The 18,966-nt window shown below is 61.9% G+C and carries 20 protein-coding genes and 1 riboswitch; of the genes, 12 read left to right on the top strand and 8 right to left on the bottom strand.

The genetic code is table 11. The annotated features are described in order from the left end of the window. Positions 1–13 precede the first annotated feature (13 nt). The gene (locus QP752_RS06985) at positions 14–820 is read left to right on the top strand and encodes a DUF1906 domain-containing protein (RefSeq protein WP_256022072.1); all 807 of its coding nucleotides are present in this window, start codon (positions 14–16) and stop codon (positions 818–820) included. Between the two features lie 87 nt (positions 821–907). On the opposite strand, the gene QP752_RS06980 is transcribed toward QP752_RS06985, so the two are convergent. The 3 genes from QP752_RS06980 to QP752_RS06970 all read right to left on the bottom strand — a co-directional run bounded on the left by QP752_RS06980 (position 908) and on the right by QP752_RS06970 (position 3,508). Beyond that, positions 908–1,744, bottom strand: coding sequence for an aldo/keto reductase (locus tag QP752_RS06980; RefSeq protein ID WP_070362853.1), 837 nt, complete (start codon positions 1,742–1,744; stop codon positions 908–910). A 9-nt stretch (positions 1,745–1,753) separates the two neighbouring features. After that, complete coding sequence (locus tag QP752_RS06975; protein WP_070362854.1) at positions 1,754–2,113, bottom strand: FKBP-type peptidyl-prolyl cis-trans isomerase; 360 nt, start codon at positions 2,111–2,113, stop codon at positions 1,754–1,756. A 99-nt stretch (positions 2,114–2,212) separates the two neighbouring features. Continuing rightward, entirely contained in the window at positions 2,213–3,508 is a 1,296-nt protein-coding gene (locus QP752_RS06970) for a citrate synthase (protein WP_070362855.1), read from the bottom strand. A 269-nt stretch (positions 3,509–3,777) separates the two neighbouring features. Here QP752_RS06970 and serC point away from each other — a divergent pair, with 269 nt between their 5' ends. Genes serC through QP752_RS06955 form a run of 3 tightly spaced genes read left to right on the top strand, consistent with a single transcriptional unit; the run spans position 3,778 to position 6,744 of the window. After that, complete coding sequence (gene serC / locus QP752_RS06965) at positions 3,778–4,905, top strand: phosphoserine transaminase (RefSeq protein WP_284805055.1); 1,128 nt, start codon at positions 3,778–3,780, stop codon at positions 4,903–4,905. Between the two features lie 54 nt (positions 4,906–4,959). Continuing rightward, positions 4,960–5,886, top strand: a complete 927-nt coding sequence (gene sepH, locus QP752_RS06960) for a septation protein SepH (protein ID WP_284805052.1) — start codon at positions 4,960–4,962, stop codon at positions 5,884–5,886. 9 nt (positions 5,887–5,895) lie between these two features. Beyond that, positions 5,896–6,744, top strand: a complete 849-nt coding sequence (locus QP752_RS06955) for a hypothetical protein (RefSeq protein ID WP_070362858.1) — start codon at positions 5,896–5,898, stop codon at positions 6,742–6,744. Here the strand turns inward: QP752_RS06955 and QP752_RS06950 are convergent. Together QP752_RS06950 and QP752_RS06945 are read right to left on the bottom strand one after the other, a co-directional pair. After that, positions 6,704–7,549: an RNA methyltransferase gene (locus QP752_RS06950; RefSeq protein ID WP_141742261.1), complete on the bottom strand. Its 846-nt coding sequence runs from the start codon at positions 7,547–7,549 to the stop codon at positions 6,704–6,706. The genes QP752_RS06955 and QP752_RS06950 overlap by 41 nt on opposite strands. Positions 7,550–7,552: 3 nt before the next feature. Next, positions 7,553–9,010, bottom strand: coding sequence for an NCS2 family permease (locus QP752_RS06945; RefSeq protein ID WP_240492729.1), 1,458 nt, complete (start codon positions 9,008–9,010; stop codon positions 7,553–7,555). Positions 9,011–9,157: 147 nt separating this feature from the next. Here QP752_RS06945 and QP752_RS06940 point away from each other — a divergent pair, with 147 nt between their 5' ends. Then, complete coding sequence (locus QP752_RS06940) at positions 9,158–9,847, top strand: hypothetical protein (protein WP_284805047.1); 690 nt, start codon at positions 9,158–9,160, stop codon at positions 9,845–9,847. 4 nt (positions 9,848–9,851) lie between these two features. Here QP752_RS06940 and QP752_RS06935 read toward each other — a convergent pair whose 3' ends face one another. Then, positions 9,852–10,532, bottom strand: coding sequence for a DUF3027 domain-containing protein (locus QP752_RS06935; protein WP_070362861.1), 681 nt, complete (start codon positions 10,530–10,532; stop codon positions 9,852–9,854). A 38-nt stretch (positions 10,533–10,570) separates the two neighbouring features. On the opposite strand from QP752_RS06935, the gene QP752_RS06930 reads away from it, so the two are divergent. Then, the gene (locus QP752_RS06930; protein ID WP_070363560.1) at positions 10,571–11,356 is read left to right on the top strand and encodes a glutaminyl-peptide cyclotransferase; all 786 of its coding nucleotides are present in this window, start codon (positions 10,571–10,573) and stop codon (positions 11,354–11,356) included. A gap of 10 nt (positions 11,357–11,366) precedes the next feature. Beyond that, complete coding sequence (locus QP752_RS06925; protein WP_070362862.1) at positions 11,367–11,873, top strand: DUF2771 domain-containing protein; 507 nt, start codon at positions 11,367–11,369, stop codon at positions 11,871–11,873. A 3-nt stretch (positions 11,874–11,876) separates the two neighbouring features. On the opposite strand, the gene QP752_RS06920 is transcribed toward QP752_RS06925, so the two are convergent. Next, positions 11,877–12,260, bottom strand: coding sequence for a cold-shock protein (locus QP752_RS06920; RefSeq protein WP_070362863.1), 384 nt, complete (start codon positions 12,258–12,260; stop codon positions 11,877–11,879). A 237-nt stretch (positions 12,261–12,497) separates the two neighbouring features. Continuing rightward, a riboswitch (cyclic di-AMP (ydaO/yuaA leader) is annotated at positions 12,498–12,674 on the top strand. Between the two features lie 9 nt (positions 12,675–12,683). On the opposite strand from QP752_RS06920, the gene QP752_RS06915 reads away from it, so the two are divergent. Then, positions 12,684–13,334: a resuscitation-promoting factor Rpf1 domain-containing protein gene (locus QP752_RS06915; protein ID WP_071573769.1), complete on the top strand. Its 651-nt coding sequence runs from the start codon at positions 12,684–12,686 to the stop codon at positions 13,332–13,334. Between the two features lie 120 nt (positions 13,335–13,454). Here QP752_RS06915 and QP752_RS06910 read toward each other — a convergent pair whose 3' ends face one another. Further along, the gene (locus tag QP752_RS06910; RefSeq protein ID WP_070362866.1) at positions 13,455–13,649 is read right to left on the bottom strand and encodes a hypothetical protein; all 195 of its coding nucleotides are present in this window, start codon (positions 13,647–13,649) and stop codon (positions 13,455–13,457) included. Between the two features lie 53 nt (positions 13,650–13,702). Here QP752_RS06910 and QP752_RS06905 point away from each other — a divergent pair, with 53 nt between their 5' ends. From QP752_RS06905 to QP752_RS06890, 4 genes are all read left to right on the top strand, one after another. Next, positions 13,703–15,784: a helicase-associated domain-containing protein gene (locus QP752_RS06905; protein ID WP_284805043.1), complete on the top strand. Its 2,082-nt coding sequence runs from the start codon at positions 13,703–13,705 to the stop codon at positions 15,782–15,784. Between the two features lie 16 nt (positions 15,785–15,800). Beyond that, positions 15,801–17,453, top strand: a complete 1,653-nt coding sequence (locus tag QP752_RS06900; protein ID WP_284805041.1) for a DNA repair helicase XPB — start codon at positions 15,801–15,803, stop codon at positions 17,451–17,453. Between the two features lie 10 nt (positions 17,454–17,463). Continuing rightward, entirely contained in the window at positions 17,464–18,114 is a 651-nt protein-coding gene (locus tag QP752_RS06895) for a DUF3239 domain-containing protein (RefSeq protein WP_070479208.1), read from the top strand. Between the two features lie 130 nt (positions 18,115–18,244). Continuing rightward, the gene (locus QP752_RS06890) at positions 18,245–18,751 is read left to right on the top strand and encodes a GNAT family N-acetyltransferase (RefSeq protein WP_256006316.1); all 507 of its coding nucleotides are present in this window, start codon (positions 18,245–18,247) and stop codon (positions 18,749–18,751) included. Positions 18,752–18,966: the final 215 nt, after the last annotated feature.

Here is an 18,966-nt window from a genome sequence, read left to right as displayed (position 1 = left end):
TAGAGTTACGGGTGTGACTACTTTTAATCGACGCCGCTTCCTTCAAACCACCGCACTCGCTCTCACGGGCGCAACCCTTGGCTCCACCGCGCAAGCCCACGCCCAGGGCCGCATCCTCGGCACCGTGATCGACTACGCGGGCGGGGTTCCGTCCGGTCGCGCAGTAAAGGCCGCCGGGCACCTCGGCGCTGTCCGCTACGTGTCGGAGCGCCGCCCCGGCGCGAACTGGATGCTGGGCAAGCCCGTCACGCTGGGCGAAACACAGGACTTCGCCGCGAACGACCTCGCCACGGCGTCCGTCTACCAGTTCGGCCGTGCCGAGACCGCCGACTGGCTCGGCGGCGCCGCTGCTGCCGCCCGCCACGCACCGGAGGCGATGCGCCTCCACGCCTCCGCCGGCGGCCCAACCGGCCGCCCGATCTACATCGCGATCGACGACAACCCCTCGCGTTCCCAGTACCTGAACCAGATCCGCCCCTACCTCCGGGCGTTCTCCGCGGCGCTGACGCTTGGTGGCTACCAGACCGGTGTATACGGAAACATCAACGTGATCCAGTGGTGCATCGAAGACGGCATCGGCTCGTTCTTCTGGCAGCACGACTGGGGCTCCGGCGGCAAACTGCACCCGCGCGCAAACATCCACCAGAAAGCAAAGTGGACCGGCGTGATCGACGGCGTCACGGTGGACATCAACAACGTTTACAGCGCCGACTGGGGACAGTGGACCCCCGGCCGGCGCGGCCCCGGCTTCACCCTTGGCGACCTGGGCAGCTCCCAGCTTTCATCACGCTTTGATTGGCGCGCGCTGCTGCCGAAGTAGCGTCACGCAAAGTAGCGTCACCAGGACATGGCAAAACCCCGGTGCACAGAGCGTAAAGGCTCGCCGCACCGGGGTTTTGCGTTTGTGCTAGCTAGGGTCTCCCGGGAACTCGCGCGGGTCATTCGACATCCGCTCGCCGCTCAACGCGTCGAGCGCTGCGATATCTTCCTGCGAAAGCTCGACCTCGACCGCCCCGAGATTCTCCTCGAGGCGAACTGGATTCGCCGTCTTCGGCACAACCGAGCATCCCAGGCTCATCACGTACGCGAGCGCAATCTGCGCCGGGGTCCGGCCATGCTTCTCGGCGAGGCGAGTAAACACCGGATCGTCAAGGTTCGCGCCTCGCGCGAGCGGCGCCCACGCCTCGGTGACAATCCCCTTTTCCTGGTGGTAGGCGCGCAGCTCCTGCTGAGTAAACCCTGCGTGCAGCTCCACCTGGTTGAGCACTGGCGCGACGCCGGTGTGCGCGATGATCTCATCGAGCACCTCTTCATAGAAGTTCGCCACGCCTACCGACTGCAACCGGCCCATGCCCTGCAGCTGCACCAAAGATTCGTACGCTTGCACGAAGGTCCCGTGCTGCGGCCACGGCCAGTGCACGAGGAAGAGATCGATAAACTCGAGCCCCATCCGCTGCAGCGACTCCTCGTAGGCTTCCGCTGCACGAGTCTGGTCATCGTTCCATAGCTTCGAGGTGATGAATAGCTCTTCGCGAGTCACATCACCGGCCGCAATCGCGTCGGCGACCGCGCGCCCAACCTGCTCCTCATTGCCGTAAAAGGAGGCAGTGTCGATGTGGCGGTAGCCCAACTCAATAGCTCGCCGCACGATGTTGACGCAGTCTTCACCTTGCAGCTTGTAAGTGCCCAGACCTAGCAGCGGAAAATCATAACCGTCGTTGAGTGTTGTCACTGGAATGCGCATATCGAATCCTTAGCGCGCGTCAAGCAGGTCGATAATGAACACCAGCGTCAGGCCGGAGAGCGGGTGGCCGCCACCAGCAGGGCCGTACGCCTTCTCCGGCGGAATCGTCAGCTTGCGGCGACCGCCAACCTTCATCCCCGGGATGCCCTCTTGCCAACCCGCGATGAGGCCAGCCAACGGGAACTCCGCGGCCTCGCCGCGGTCCCACGAAGAGTCGAACTCTTCACCGGTTGCATAGTCAACACCCAGGTAGTGCACCTGCACATAACCGCCTGCTACAGCTTCGGCTCCGTCGCCGACTACGAGATCCTCGATGACAAGGTCCGTTGGGGCAGGTGCTTCAGGTACCTCAATCGTGGGCTTTTCCATACGTGAATACTCCTTGCGTCGTTCATTCATGGCGAAACCGCCGGGTACATATCCCCAAAGTATAAAGGAAGATACGTACCCGGCGGTGAACGCTAGAGATTATCGCTGGTCACGCGGCACAAAGTCGCGCTTCGTGTAGCCGGTGTAGATCTGGCGTGGACGGTTGATCTTGGAGTTCATCGCCAGCTGCTCGCGGTACTGTGCGATCCAGCCCGGGAGACGGCCGATGGCGAAGAGCACGGTGAAGAAGTCCGTCGGGAAGCCCATCGCGCGGTAGATCAGACCGGTGTAGAAGTCTACGTTCGGGTAGAGCTTGCGCGAGATGAAGTAGTCGTCCTTCAGCGCGATCTCCTCGAGCTTCATCGCCAGGTCCAGGAGCTCGTCGCCACCGAGGTGCTCCAGCACCTCGTGTGCGGTCTCCTTGACGATCGCTGCGCGTGGGTCGTAGTTCTTGTACACACGGTGGCCGAAGCCCATCAGGCGGACGCCCTTTTCCTTGTTCTTCACGCGGTTCATGAAGTCGGTGGCGTCGCCGCCGTGGTTGTCCTTAATGTCCTCGAGCATCTCGAGCACAGCCTGGTTTGCACCACCGTGCAGCGGGCCTGCCAGCGCGTTGATGCCGCCTGCAATGGAGACGAACATGTTCGCCTGCGCGGAAGCAATCATGCGGACCGTGGAGGTGGAGCAGTTCTGCTCGTGGTCTGCGTGCAGAATCAGCAGCTTGTCCAGAGCCTTCACCAGGATCGGGTCAACCTCGTACGGCTCGGTTGGGTAGCCAAACATCATGCGGAGGAAGTTCTCGCGTGCGTTCAGCGAGTTGTCTGGGTACATGTACGGCTTACCTCGGGATGCACGGTATGCGTACGCCGCCAGCATCGGCACCTTCGCCATCAGGCGAACGGTTGCCTTGTCCAGCTGCTCCTCGTCGAGCGGATCCAGCTGGTCCTGGTAGTAAGCAGAAAGAATGTTCACGGACGACGCCAGCACCGCCATTGGGTGTGCGTTGCGCGGGAAGACGTTGAACGCGGCCTTGAAGTCTTCGTCGAGAAGCGTGTGGTGACGAATCTCGGAGTTGAACTTCTTGTACTCATCCGTCGTTGGAAGCTCGCCATTGATGAGGAGGTACGACACCTCGTTGAACGTTGCATTCTGCGCCAGTTCAGCGATGTCGTAGCCGCGGTAACGCAGAATGCCGTTGGCGCCATCGATGTAGGTGATCTTCGACTCGGTCGAGCCAGTGGACACGTAGCCCGGATCGAAGGTGACAAGCCCAGTCTCCCCGAGGAGGTTGCCTAGCACCACTCCGTCGTTGCCCTCGGTGGCGGACTTGATGTCCATTTCGAATTCGCCACCTGGGTAGTGAAGTACAGCTTTGTCTTGACCTTCAGAAGCCATAGCAAACCTTTCTCAGAAGTTTCGGAAACCCTATTCCTTGCGGGATGCAAGGAGGTTGCAATTTACTCCCGCAATGCTAGCAAAAAATGTGACTCGCCCGACACAACTCAATAAATCTATTGACCACCACACCCCCATTTGTTCGATTTTCAAGTATCCGGAAAAGAGCTGGCGAAAGGCGCCCCGGGCGCGTCGTTGGGTAATAAGATGCAGTGAGACGCGAGTGGCGTCGTCAAGTTTCTCTACCCCCTGTTACAGGAAAGGCTGTCATGCAAACATTTCCGGTTCTTCCCCCAGCTCTGCTTCCTAGCGATGGGCGTTTTGGCTGCGGCCCTTCAAAGGTTCGCCCGGAGCAGCTAGAGGCTATCGCGAAGGGCGCGGACATCATTGGTACCTCTCACCGCCAGCCAGCTGTGAAGAATCTTGTGGGTGAGGTCCGCCAGGGTCTGCACGACTTCTTTAAGCTTCCTGAGGGTTACGAGATCGTGTTTTCGCTCGGCGGTGCGACCGCCTTTTGGGACGCCGCTACCTTCGGCCTCATCGAGACGAAGTCTGCACACCTGACGTTCGGTGAGTTTTCTGGAAAGTTTGCGAAGGCCTCGGCCGCCGCACCATGGCTGGCTGATCCGCAGATCGTGGACTCCGCACCCGGCACCGCACCTTCGCCGCACGAGCTCGACGGCGCCGACGCCGACGTCGTTGCGTGGGCACACAACGAGACTTCCACCGGCGCGATGGTCCCAGTTCGCCGCCCGGACACCGATGCACTCGTAGTTATCGACGCTACCTCCGGCGCCGGCGGCCTCCCCGTCAATGTGCACGAGTTGGACGTCTACTACTTCTCGCCACAGAAGTGCTTCGCTTCTGACGGCGGCATGTGGTTCGCCGTGATGAGCCCAGCCGCCCTGGAGCGCATTGAAAAGATCCAGGCGTCTGGCCGCTTCATCCCCGCGTTCCTGAACTTGCAGACGGCCGTCGATAACTCACGGAAGAACCAGACGTACAACACCCCGGCAATCAGCCCTCTGTTGATGCTGGCGGAGCAGGTTCGTTGGATGAACGAGCTCGGCGGGTTGGATGCGATGGTTGCTCGCACGACGGCGTCGTCCTCCCTGCTGTACAAGTGGGCTGACAACCACGAGTTTGCGACGCCGTTCGTCGAGGACCCTGCTGCCCGTTCCAAGGTCGTCGGTACGATCGATTTCGACGAGCGCATCGACGCAGCTGAGCTGGCTAAGGCGCTTCGCCAGAATGGTTACCTGGATACGGAGCCTTACCGCAAGCTTGGCCGCAACCAGTTGCGCATCGGTCTGTTCCCTGCAATCAAGTCCGAGGACGTCAAGCACCTGACCAAGTCTATTGACTATCTGATCGAACAGGGCGTGGGCCAGAAGTAGTCCAGAACAAATGGGCTAAGCTGGTGGAGGTATTTGTCAGCGGAAAGGAGCCACATGCGCGAGTTGTACCTCATGGATGAGGAGTCCACGGAGACGTTCTTCGTCCTCCGAGATGACGAGGGCATCCGTTACCAGCTCGCGCGTTCCGAGATGCAGGCCGTGGCTGAGGAGGAATCCACCAAGCCTGAGCTTGAGGTTGCACCGGACGCGCAGGAACCATCCGCTGACGCTGACAATGCACTCGGTGACGAGCACTCCGAGGACGCTGCGGAGACAGCCTCCGAGGAGAAGCCCCGCAGCCTGCCGGAACCGGACCCGCTGTACTCCACCCCGCTTTCGATGCGCCCGAACCAGATCCAGGCGCGCATCCGCTCCGGCACCCAGCCATCCGAGTTGGCTGAGGAGATGGGGGTGGCTGAAAGCCGGATCGACCCGTACGCCCACCCGGTGCTCCTGGAGCGCTCGCAGGTTGCCGAGGCCGCAAAGCAGTCCCACCCGATGCGCGAGGATGGCCCCGCGAAGCTGACACTGTTCGAAATCCTCGCCACCGCATTCGCTGCCCGCGGGCATTCGCTTAGCGACGCCACCTGGGACGCAACCCGTGAGCCCGGCGATGACTGGGTGGTGCATGTCCGGTGGCAGGCAGGCTTAAGCGAAAACGAGGCCTTGTGGTCCTTCCACCGCCAGATGGGTTCCGCACCGACGACGGAGGCGCGAAACTCCATCGCTGCAGACCTCACAGACCCGGATTTTGTGCAGCCAGTTCGTTCACTCACGGCTATCGATCAAGACGTCGATGAGGGCGAAGACGCCACCGACGCCCCCGCTGCTTCGGACGAGGATGCAATCGCGACCGGTGACTTCTTGCAGCACCCGGATGAGGCACCGCAGCCGCAGAAGAGGCGTCGAAAAGCTGTAACTCCGCACTGGGAAGATGTCCTGTTGGGGGTCCGGACAAACACGAAGCGACCGCGAAAGTAGGGCCCCGCTATGTCTCATAACGCCGTGGTTACCTGCTGGTTTGTCAACGTCGCACACCCGGAGGACGTGCTCGAGGGCGAGCCGAAGGCGGACCGTGGGTTCGGCCGAAAGCTGCTCGCACAGGTTAACCCGGCGTGGCCTATTACCCCGATTGGCCAGTTCCCGCTGAATCGTTCCTCGGTTCCTGGTGTGGACGAGTATTACATCGCGGGGTACCCGGGAGTTGCGGTTGTCCGTTTCTTTGTCACGGACGCCGAGCGCATCAGCGAAACCGCCAAGGCGCTGCGCACCGCACTGCCTAGCGCTGACACCTACGTCTACGCGGAAGGCACCGATTCGGACTACGCGGCGATCGCCCACTACCAGGGTGAGACGTTGCGCCGCGCGTTCTCTGCCACCCGCGACCACGTCTTCGAGGACGTCGGCTTGCCGGACCCGTTCGAGGCCCCGTACTGGGCCGGGGAAACCGCACCCCAGCTCGGCGGCATTTCGCTACCGTTCGAGCCGCCAGCGCTGATGCGCGAGGCTGAGCGCGCGTGGTTGGGTATCGAGGTCGGCGAGGACGGTCCGGATGTGCACATCATCGGCTACGCGGTGGATGGCCGCCCGGAGCCGAAAGTCGAGGCTCCTGCCCCACGCACCAAGACTGTCAACGAGGTGGCGGCGAAGTTCGCCGAGCAGACCAACACGTACGACGACTACGAGCAGCACGACGAAGAGGCAGAGCGTGACGAGTTTTCCGAGCTTGCCGACGCCTCCGTCGCAGCAGCAAAGCGCGTTGGCCGCGGGCTACGTCGCCGCGCCCGCGACCTAAAGGCTACGATTGCGGAGAAAATCCGCCACGCAGACCGCGGCTGATGAGGTCACGCTGGCGCTCGTAGAACGCAATCGCCGCAGCCGTGGCCACGTTGAGTGAATCCGTTCCGGGCGCCATGGGGATTTTCGCGCGCACATCGGTCGCGCGCATTGCGTGCTGCGTGAGCCCAGGGCCTTCCCCACCGACGAGAAATGCCACCTTCTCGTGATCGTTAAGTGCCTCTGAGAGGTACACGGCATCGTCCGCAGGGGTCAGTGACACCAGCCACCAGCCCTGTTCCTGCAGCTGTGCGAGCTCGCGCTGCCACGTGGTTGGGGTGCCGCCAAAGTGCGCAAACGGGGTGCGAAGCACATGGCCCATCGATACGCGGACGCTGCGCCGGTAGAGCGGGTCGGCGGTGGCGGCACCGAACAGCACGCCATCAACGCCCATGCCGGCGGCGTTGCGGAAGATGGAGCCGATGTTCTCGTGGTCCCCTACTCCCTCAAGAATTACCAGGGTGCGGGCATCTGCCACGACGTCTTCGACGCTCAGCGGTTCGGGTTTATCCGCGGAGACTAACAGCCCACGGTGCATGTCGTAGCCGGCGACCTCCCCCATCACTGCGCGGCTGATCTCGTAGACCGGTATTCCTTCCGCTTTGAGGCGCTCGCCGTACTGCTCCAAAAAAGACTGGAGGCGGCCACCGAAGCCGAACACCGCGCGGACAGGAAAGCGGGACTCCACAAGGCGTCCCGCAACAAGAGGCCCCTCCGCAAACACCAGGCCTTTCTCGCGGTCTGAGTGCTTCAGGTCGCGGATATCGTCAAGCCGGGGGTCGGAGGGGTCGTCGATAACTATGCTCACGCTTTACGAGATTAGCGACATCAACGGTCCTTGTGCGAAATAGATCAGGAACAGCGCAGAAATCAGCCACATGATCCAGTGGATGTCCTTACGCTTGCCAGCGAAGAGCGCCATCACGGTAAACGCGATGAAGCCGACGCCGATGCCGTTGGCAATCGAGTAGGTCAGCGGCATCATGATGATGGTTAAGAAGGCCGGGAAGGCAACGTCGAAACGGGTCCAGTCGATGTTGCTGACCTGCATCATCATCAGCGCGCCAACCACGACGAGGACCGGTGCGGCGGCCTCGATTGGGACGATTTCGTACAGCGGGGTGAGGAACATCGCCAGCAGGAACAGGATGCCGGTGACCACGTTTGCGAGGCCGGTGCGGGCGCCGTCAGCAATGCCGGCGGACGAGTCCACGAACACCGTGTTCGAGGAACCAGAGAACGCGCCACCGACTACTGCGCCGAAGCCTTCAACAACGAGGGCTTTCTTCATGCCTGGCAGGTTGTCGTTCTCGTCGGTCAGGCCGGCCTGGCGGCCGAGCGCCGTCATGGTGCCCATTGCGTCGAAGAAGTTCGCTAACACGAGGGTGAAGACCAGGAGGCTGGCGGCGACGACACCGACCTCAACGAAGGCACCAACCATGTCGATTTTGCCCACGAGGGACAGATCCGGGATGCCACCCAAAGAATCCGGAAGCGCAGGGACCGCGAGCGACCAGCCGTGGTCATTCTCAGCGGACGAGCCTGCACCGACGAAGGACTCCACAATCATCGAGATGATCGTCGTCGCGACGATGCCGATGAACAGCCCACCCGGAATGTTCCGGATCACCATGAAGCCACAGATGAGCAGGCCGATGACAAACACAGCCGTCGGCCACGAGGCGATCGAACCACCGAAGCCCAGCTGCACCGGGACAGTGGTGTGTGCCTCGTCAGGGATGCGGCGCACGAACCCGGCGTCCACCAGGCCGATCATCGCGATGAACATGCCGATGCCGACACTCATTGCCACCTTCATCGAGTTCGGGATGGCCTCAAAGACGGCGGTACGGAACCCGGAAATCGCAAGAATGCAGATGATAATACCGTCAATCACGATGAGGCCCATGGCCTCTGGCCAGGTCAGGCCCTGTTGCCCAACGAGTGTCACTGCAACGAGCGTGTTCAGGCCAAGGCCCGCAGCAATACCAAACGGATATTTAGCAATAACGCCGAACAAGATACACATCACACCGGCGGCAAGGGCCGTCACCGCAGCTACCTGCGGGATACCAAGCACGACACCTTCGCGGTCGGGGCTCGTGCCCAGGATCAAAGGATTCAGGAGCACGATGTACGCCATCGCAAAGAAGGTCACGATACCGGCGCGGATTTCGCGGCCGACGCTCGAGCCTCGCTCACTGATATGGAAGAATTTATCAAGCCCGCTAGCGGGCTGCTTCGTTGAAGATTCGCTTGGAATACTCACTGCGAAGATCCCCTTTAGTTCGTTGAGGAAGTTATGAAAGAGAGCAAAGTTGTTGCATGCATCGGCTGAAATCTATCTGCCAAAAGCCTGCAATAGACTTTTACCTTAGTGCACACACTTCCTAATAATTTCGACTTGGAGCCCAAAGTGGATGTATTCAGCTTTGTCATTTCGCAAGGCATGGTTGCAGATGCAGATCTGCTCACCTCGAAGCTTCGCGGCTGCGGCATCTCGCACTCGGAGTTTGAACGCCTCCGCGTTACGGTCAGCCAGGTTACGGGCCCTCGCAAAGCGGTCGTCCACGTCACGGGAGGCCATGCGTCCTTGACGCTTCGCCCGGCGCCTGCGCCCTCCACGGAGATCACCATGTTCGCGGAGCCAATCCGGGATCAGCGCGCGCAGCCGAACAGGCACGGGCCGGACCTCGGGTGGCAGTTGCACGCATCGGCAACGCTGGGCACCAACGACGGATTGCTTGCCGACGCCAGCGGCCGCATCATCTCCGCACTCCTCCAACCACTGATCACATTTCCAAGCGCCACGCGGGCGGTCATCTCCGGGCACCCTGCTACCGCGGGGTCATACGCGCTGGAGGGGGTTGTGCGTGTGTTGGAGGAGGCGGGCGTCGAAACGCATGAGGCGCACGACGGCTTCTCACGCTTCGATCTGATGCACCAGGAGACGTGGGCCGTCGATGCTGTGCAGGGTGCCCGGCTTGTCGAGCAATGGCAGGAGTATGGCACACCCAAGCCTGGCCCCCGAATGATTTCGCGCGGTTTACTGCCGACGCACCGCGAGATCAATGAAACCCGGCGGCTGCGGGCATCACTGCTCTAGCGGGTTACTTCCCGTCGTGGCGCGGCGCCTTGGTATCTGCGTGGGCACCGCAGCCGTAGGATGCAGCGACGATGCGGCCATCAGCTGAGTATTCGTTGGTGCACACCCCGAAGTTCTCCCCCACTGGGTGCTCCATTGGAATGTAGAACGCGCAGGTCCGGCAGTGCAGCGTTGCCTGCTCGGCGAACGCAGAATTAGGGCCAAACTTGCCCTTCCGCCACCGCGTCTTCGCCGCATTGAGGCCTTCTTGCGTGAGGTAGTGGTCAGTTTCCCTGCCTGGGAACGTCACTGCATCCTTTGCAAAGGAGTCTGTGGTCAGGCGCTCGTCGTCAGGCGCTGGCTCCATGATGTCGCCGGGGCCGAGGTCGCCGGGGCGAAGACGCTCGGAGTACGGCACCCAGTCCGGCGCCTGCAGCGCGTCACGAGCCGGCATGAGCGCGACCTCGTTGACGGTCACCCATGTTGAGCCCGTGGCACACGCGACGACCGCGTTCCATTCCCACCCGTTGTAGCCAGGCACGCTCGCTTCGAAGCGGTGCGTGGCCACGTTGCTCGAGAGCCCAGCGACACCGATGTGCGCGCCGACCTCGCCTTCCGCGATCTCGAGGATGGCCTCTCGCGCGACTTCAATTGCTTTGTCGCTCAGCAGTGGTGAAGAGTTCTTGTTCTGAGACACGCTCTCCATTATGGCCCATTTCTGGGGAAATGCTGCATGATGGACGTATGCGTGTTCACTCCCGACGGTTTTGGTCCATCCTGATGTGTCCTTTGGTGCTGCTCACCGTGAGTGGTTGCGATGAAGCTGCCACCGAGGTGGAGCAGCTGAAACCCGAAATCGTACAGCGCTACGACTACGACCCTGCCCTGTTCACCCAGGGCCTCGAAGTCGATGAGGACGGCACGCTCCTCGTCAGTACCGGCCAATATGGAGCGTCCGGTATGTATCGGCTCACGACAGAAGGCGACGTGTTGGGCGAGGTTGCCTTGCCGGACGTGTTCTTCGGCGAAGGCATGACCCGCGTCGGAGATTCGGTTTGGCAGCTGACGTGGCAGGAGGGCACTGCGTTTCGCCGCGATGCAGCGTCCCTAGCAACTGTCGATACCGCCCACTACGACGGCGAAGGGTGGGGGCTGTGCGCCACCGATGATGCACTTATTTTCTCCGACGGTTCCGCCGAGCTGCGCCGCATGGACCCGGACACGCTCGCCGAGCTTGCGCGGTTCGAAGTCACCGACCAAGGCAAACCCGTCGAGGGTCTCAACGAGTTGGAGTGCGTCGGCGACGACGTCTACGCAAACATCTTCACAACCACCGACATCGTGCGTATCGACGCCACCTCCGGCCACGTCACGGCCAGGATCGATGCGTCGTCTCTTCCCAACAACGCCGACGAAGACATAAACAATGTGCTCAACGGGATCGCGCATATCCCTGGCACCGACGAGTTTTACCTCACCGGCAAGCGTTGGCCCGACCTCTACCGCGTCCGGTTGGTCCCTTCCCAGTAGAATTTCGCTCATGACTGCTTCCCGCCGTGCTTCCTCTCGCCTTGCGCTCCAACTCGGTGCGACGGTTCTCGCCGTCGCTATCCTGCTCGCTGGGGTGTACGCGTTCATGAACTGGCAGCGCTCGCAGCCAGGTCTTCCCGTAGAAGACCTTCGGATTCACGTCACTGCATCCGACGGCGAGCACGAGATCGCCCCCTACACGCTCTGCCCCCTCGATGAGCAATGTGACGGCGGTGAGCCACCGGCACTCACACGTGATGGCTCCGACGAACTCACATTCCGCATCGACCCAGATATCGCTGCGGGCAGCTGGCGCCTCCTCCTCATTTACGACGACCCCTCCGCCAACGAAGAGCGCCTCCACCAGGCGGGCGAGACCACCGAAGAGACCGCTCCTGCCGTCAAAGAAGGCGGGGCGAAACTCCTCGTTGCTGAAGTCTCGACGCTGGCCGTAAAAAATGACGACCACGGGGAAGAAATCCCGGTGGTCGCCACATGGTCGGTCGCGTTTGAATAACGCTTAGGCGTCAAGCTCCTTCGCCACTGCGCGCAGGATGCCCGCAACCTGTCGAGCCTCTTTGCGCTCAGGGTAGCGCCCAGCCGTCAACGCCGGTTGCACGTCGGACTCGATGAGCGTCATCACATCGGCAAGCATGCTTCCGAGTTCTTCTGGCTTCCTACGGTGCACGGGGCGACGCTTCGGCGTCTCCAAGATGGCGACGCGCAGCGCCTGCGGGCCCTTTCGGCCTGCGGCAAAGTCGAACTCGATGCGCTGTCCAGGCACAAGCTCATCCACACCATCCGGGAGCACCGACTTAGAAATAAATACGTCGTCGTCTCCAGGGTTGGATGCGAAGCCGAAGCCCTTGTCGGCGTCGAACCACTTCACCTTTCCAATTGGCATTAGTCTTCGTTCCTTCTCTGTTCTCTATGCAGACTCAGCAGTGGCTATCCATCATAGTCGTATCGCCCGTTCGAGCCCCAACACGAAAGAAAGTGCCACAAATCACATTCGCGCTAATTTTGCTCGTGAACAGGCCAAACGGCCCTACCTGCCTCCCCACATCCGCGACACCGACCCCAAAAAGTGCCCGGAGCGTGACTAAATCGTTATAAAGCGTTAGGCTGTCCCGCAGCAAGAAAACGAGGCACGCTGAGTTCTGTTCGCCTCGCACAATTACACAAACAACAGAAGCGGAGGACCCAACCTTCGGAAACTCCCCTCCCGGAGCTTCCTTGGGGTGAAGTTGCTACTGCAACCGGGCGCCTCAGCCCGAACCCGACAGCTTACTTCGCAAGCGACAACAAGAGAGGACATCGTATTTCAATGGGACGCCATTCCAAGCAGACCACTTCCCTGACCAAGAAGGCACTCGCCGGCGCAGCCGCAACCGCGGCGTTCGCTGGACTGATGGCCCCAGAGGCCACGGCAGCGCCTGACTCCGACTGGGATCGTCTCGCACAGTGCGAGTCCGGCGGCAACTGGGCAATCAACACCGGCAACGGCTACCACGGCGGCCTGCAGTTCTCCGCGTCCACCTGGCAGGCATTCGGTGGCGGCCAGTTCGCTCCAACCGCGAACCTGGCAACCCGTGAGCAGCAGATCATCGTTGCAGAGCGCACCCTGGCACAGCAGGGTTGGGGCGCATGGCCAGCATGCTCCGCTCGCCTTGGACTGAACTCCGCTGCGACAAATCGCGACGCACAGGCTGCCGCACCGGCACCTGCTCCTGCACGCGCTGCCGTTGCATCCCCGGACGCAGCCCAGCGCCAGGCAGAGAACCCAGTTGACGCCCTGTACCGTCAGCTCGGCAGCTCCCTGAGCAACTATGGTTTCGCGATTCCGGCGCACATCCAGCAGTCCTACGCTGCGAACCGCGCGAACTACGATGCGTTCTACAGCCAGAACGCTGCACTGATCAACGCTGTTCGCTCGGGCGATCTCGCCGCTATCGGCGCAGCACTGCTGAACCGCTAAGCACTCAATAGAACGTGCCCGCCACAGAAAGCTTGTGGCGGGCACGTTTGTTTTGCTTTATGAAAGGGGCATAGGGACTGGCCAGCCCACTCTTTCAGGGCTGGCCAAAAGGTTGAACACTTAGCGGTTGATTCGCGTCGTTGGGTGGACGTACCCGATTTCTTCCGCCGGGAGTGGGAGCACGAGCTCGTCCCCAAACGGGCTAGATGCACCGGTAAGCTGCGAGGACAGCTCGGTGACAGGCGAACCATTACCAGGGGTGTTGGTGGGCCACGCCGGGTTCGCGCGACCGATCTTCTCTACGTCTTTAGCCATGCGTACTATTCTTTCACGCCTGGACAAAAATCGCACGTACACTAGCCAACGCTATGACTACGTTCCAGGAAGCGCTCCGCACGATGCGCCCCGAACAACTCCGGGAGCTCATTTATCTCAGGCCAGACGCCTTTTACCCCACCCCGCCATCCTGGGGTTCGCTGGGGACGCGGCTGTCGCTGGCTGGGTCTGCAGCACGAGCGTTACGCCGTCTCAACGCTGCCGAGTTGCGGCTTCTGGAAGCGCTCGGGGACGTCGGCGCCGAGCTCTCTCCCGTCGACACCAACAGTGTCCCCGCAGCGCGTGTTCCCGGGGCCGTCGAGCGTCTCCGTGCGATGGCGCTCATCTATGGCCCGGATACTGCTGTACGGGTCGCACCAGGGGCACTTTCCGCGCTGCCGTCGGGCTGGCGCCTCGGGGACCAGGCCCCACCGAACCTCGACGGGCTGCTGGAAGGACTCAGCGCCCGCGAGCGCTCAGTGCTGGATACGCTAGCGGCGTCAGGTTCCGTCGGCACGACGAGGGCCGCCGCGGCGGACGCGGATCCCACGACGCCAGTTGCAACACTCATTGCGAAAGGGCTGCTCATCCGCGTCGACGCCACAACGGTTCGCCTACCTCGCCCCGTCCGCGACGTCCTCCGTGGCCTGCCACCGCGCGAGTTCCCCGAGCACGCCCCTGCCGTCAACGATCCAGATCAGCCGACGATCGACCGCAACGCGACTGGCGCGGGCCTCGACGCGGTGCGCAAGCTCCGCCAGCTGCTGCTCCTGTTACTTGAGTCCCCGGTCGCACTGAACAAGGACGGCTCCCTGGGGGTCCGCGCACATGCGGGGTTAACGCAGGCCCTCGGTTTCGATCCTGCGCTCCTCATTACCACGGGCGAATCCGCCGGCCTTCTCGGCCGTGGAAGCACCGACGAGGCCGACGTACTCGCGGCCACCCACGACGCTCTTTCCTGGTTGGACGCCACGCTCGCCGACCAGTGGGCTATCCTCCTCGCCGGCTGGCTCGCCTCGCCCTGGCGCACCGACAAGACGCCGGAGCACCGCCTCCTTTCCGAGCCCACCCACAACCCCGACGTCAGGCACGCCCGGAGGCGCATCGTCGAGTACGCGGGCCCCGACCAGGAGGCTCGATTACTGTTCCACGTACCGCTCATGGCAGCGAATTTCTCACCCCAACTTATCGACGCCACCATCGCCGAAGCCGCATTCGTCGGCGCGATTGGCGGCGTGGGGAGCTCGGCGTCGACACCCCTGCAAGCACTTCTCAACGACGGCGACGTCGTCGAGGCCACGAAGCAGCTCGTCCCCGCGGAGGTCTCGCAGCTCATCGCGCAGGGCGACATGACACTGCTCGCCCCGGGGCCGCTCGATGCGGCGACCGCCGCCGTCGTCGAAGATATCGCCGACCTTGAATCGCCGGGCCTTGCCAGCATGTGGCGCATCAGCGACGCCTCCCTGAAGCGCGCCCTCGACCGTGGGCACGACGCCGACTCACTGCACACATGGTTGAAACAGCACATCATGGGCGAGGTTCCGCAGGCCATCACCTTCCTTATCGACGACCTCTCCCGCACCCACGGCGCAATCCGCGCCGGCAGCGCGCTGAGCTACATCCGCTGCGCCGACCCTGCCCTCCTCGCCGTGGCGGCCGAGCACGCCGATCTACGGATCCTAGCGCCGACCGTCGCCGTCAGCCCGCTTCCGCTGCCACGCTTGCTCCACGAACTACAAGCAGCAGGCCTGCAGCCCACCGCCGAAGACGACCACGGCGCCTCCATCACGATCGCTGACGAACCGACACTGGTGAGGGCAACACCGTCCTCGCTTCCCCGTACCGCCTCTCTGAGCGAAGGGGACGTCGATAAGATTGTTGCCGCCCTCAACTCGGATACGAGCCAACCTTCCGCTTCCGGGGTCAGCGAAACGTCAACGACTGATATGCTTCGTGCAGCAGCCCGCGCCCGTCGCCGCGTCAAGGTTGAGTATGCGGACTCGCAGGGCGCGCAGCACACCCTAATGGTCATCCCGTTGACGGTGAGTGTCGGCGTCATTGATGCGCAGGACACGGCCACGCAGCGCGTGATCCGCATACCGCTGCGGCGCGTCACCACTGTGACGCTGGTGTAGAAAGAAAGGTCCAACAATGACGTTTGGGGACGGCCCACTGATCGTGCAGTCCGATAAAACCGTACTGCTTGAAATCGCGCACCCGGACGCGGCGAAGGCACGCGCAGCGCTTTCCCCATTCGCTGAGCTCGAGCGCGCACCCGAGCACGTCCATACCTACCGCATCACCCCACTTGCGCTGTGGAATGCCCTCGCCACCGGCTTCGACGCCGAGACCGCAATCGATGTCCTCGAGCGTTATTCCCGGTTCCCCGTCCCCCAGTCGCTCCTCATCGACATTGCGGAGACGATGGCGCGCTACGGGCGCGTCAGCCTACTCAATGATCCACAACGCGGGCTCATCCTCACCACGGAAGAGCCCCCAATCCTGGATGAGATTACGCGCAACAAGAACATCATCCCGTTTCTTGGCCAGCGCTTCGACGCGCACACGGTAGGCGTACACCCGTCTGCACGCGGGCGCATCAAACAAGAACTGATCAAGACGGGCTGGCCGGTGGCGGACCACGCCGGATACGTCGACGGCGAATCCCACCCAATCGCGCTCGACTTTGACGGTTGGGAGCTTCGCGACTACCAACAGTACGCCGCCCAAGCATTCTGGGAGGGCGGCTCAGGCGTGGTGGTCCTGCCGTGCGGTGCAGGCAAAACCATCGTTGGCGCCGCCGCGATGGCGCAGGCAGAGACGACCACGCTCATCCTCGTTACCAACACTGTCGCCGGGCGGCAGTGGCGCGATGAGCTGCTGCGCCGCACCACGCTCACCCCGGAAGAAATCGGTGAGTACTCCGGCGAAAAGAAGGAGATCCGCCCGGTCACCATCGCGACCTATCAAGTAGTCACCCGGAAGACAAAGGGCGAATACCGCGCCCTCGAGCTTTTCGACACCACCGACTGGGGCCTCATCATCTACGACGAAGTCCACCTCCTCCCTGCCCCCGTTTTCCGTATGGCGGCCGACCTCCAGTCCCGCCGCCGTCTCGGCCTGACCGCAACGCTCATCCGCGAGGACGGCCGCGAGGACGACGTCTTCTCCCTCATCGGCCCCAAGCGTTACGACGCCCCCTGGAAAGAACTCGAAATGGCAGGCTTCATCGCCACCGCCGAATGCATCGAGGTCCGCACCACGCTCACGGAAGAAGAGCGCCTCAGCTATGCGACGGCCTCCGCACGCGAGCGCTACCGCCTGGCCGCCACCGCATCAGCCAAGCTCTCGACGGTCAAGGACATTCTCGCCCGCCACGAGGGCGAACCGACGCTCATCATCGGAGCTTACGTCGACCACCTGCGCCACATCGCGCAGCAGATCGACGCCCCACTCATCGACGGCCGCACCAGCACCAAAGCCCGCGAAGAAGCCTTCGAGCGCTTCCGCCAGGGCGAAATCCGCACCCTCGTCGTATCGAAGGTGGCGAACTTCTCCATCGACCTCCCCCAGGCAGCCGTGGGAATCCAGGTCTCAGGCACGTTCGGTTCCCGCCAGGAAGAGGCCCAGCGCCTCGGCCGACTCCTTCGACCCAAGCCGGACAGCAGTGAGGTCTTGTTCTACACCGTGGTCACACGAGACACCCTGGACGCCGAGTACGCCATGCACCGCCAACGCTTCCTCGCCGAACAGGGCTACGCTTATCGCATCATGGATGCCTCAGACCTCAAACGCGGCCTATAGACTGTGGCCTATGACTGAACAACCATTCCGCTTCAACGTCGACGAAGAATACGCCAAAGAACACAACGAACTTATTCGAAATACCAAGAACCTCGTTACCTCAAGCATCGCTCTGTTCGTCGTCTGCCTCATCGCGGGCGTCATAGTCTGGTTCCTCGTCGACCCGACCTCCCCCTGGCGCCTACTCGGATCCCTCTCCCTTATCTTTTTCGGCACCATCATGCTGATCGTCGGTCTTGCTATTCCTCGCGCGGTTCCACGTACCCAAGCAATTTACGACGCCAACCCCCTCTCTCCCGCTGTCATCACCGATGACAAGGGCACCACAGTTACCCTCACCGCGTTAGTAAACACAGTCGTTGACCAGCAGTCCCCTGCCGAGTGGGCGCTCACCTCAACTGTGGTGCAACGGATCCCCGGCGTCACTCCTAAGGTTGGCGCTGCAGTTCCGTGCGTCGCTGTGGGAGGCCAGCGCACATCCCGCGACAAGGCACACTGGGCAACGATTACTCCGATGCCAATCGCGTGGGGCACCCCTTCAGAGGAAGTTATCAAACAAGCCACGGACTACATCCCCGACGATCAGTGGCGCGCCCTCAAGCAAGCTATCCGCGACGAGGATCTAGTCAAGAAGTCTAGAAATGAGCTCATAGCTTTTTAGGCCGACATCCTCGCCTCTGCGTACGCCCCAGGGAATGCTTATGTCCCCTGGGGCGTATTGCTTGCACCATGCCTCAGCCATTGAGGCCAGGTAGCCTGAGAGGCCTAACACTTTGAACGGAGATTCCAAGATGAACGATGCTTTTCCCCTTCGCACCCCTCGCCTTATCCTCACTCCTCCCACGGACCAAGATATAGACGCCATTTTTAGGATCCACGCCGACGCCCGCACCTATCAACACCGTCCCGACCTCGCGATGAAAAACCGCAAAGAGGCAGAGGAGTTGGCAAGCACATGGCAAGAAAACTGGGATGAACAGGGTCTTGGCTACTACGTAGTGTCCATGCTTGACGGAACAACCATCGGGTTTACTGGAGTACGCCACAGTGAGGAAGCCGGTGAACAGGTACTCAACCTCTATTACCGATTCGCCCCTGAATCTCAGGGCCAGGGATACGCAAAGGAGGCTGCATCTGCGGCGATTGCCAATGCACAGGAACGTTTCCCGCAGCTTCCAGTCATCGCTATCATCGACCCCACTAATGAGGCATCGATCGGTTTAGCATTGAGGCTCGGATTCCAGCACGTCCATGGTGCGGGTGTACCGAACGATTACGAGGTCTACCGCCTCTCCTGAATTCTGGGCTCAACGCGGCGGGGTTCTCGATACGAGCTTCTCTGTATACGCCCTGTTGTTTGTTGTGGGTGCATAAAAAAGAGTGTGGTGGGTACCACCACCCCCACACCGGGAATAATGGAACCCACCACACACAATAAAATGAAGTTATAGGCCGGCGGTAACCTACTCTCCCACACCCTCCCAGGTGCAGTACCATCAGCGCGGGCGGGCTT

Source organism: Corynebacterium sp. UMB10321 (assembly GCF_030228725.1).
Classification (GTDB): Bacteria; Actinomycetota; Actinomycetes; order Mycobacteriales; family Mycobacteriaceae; genus Corynebacterium; species Corynebacterium pseudogenitalium.
This window is presented reverse-complemented; position numbering and strand designations above follow the sequence as displayed.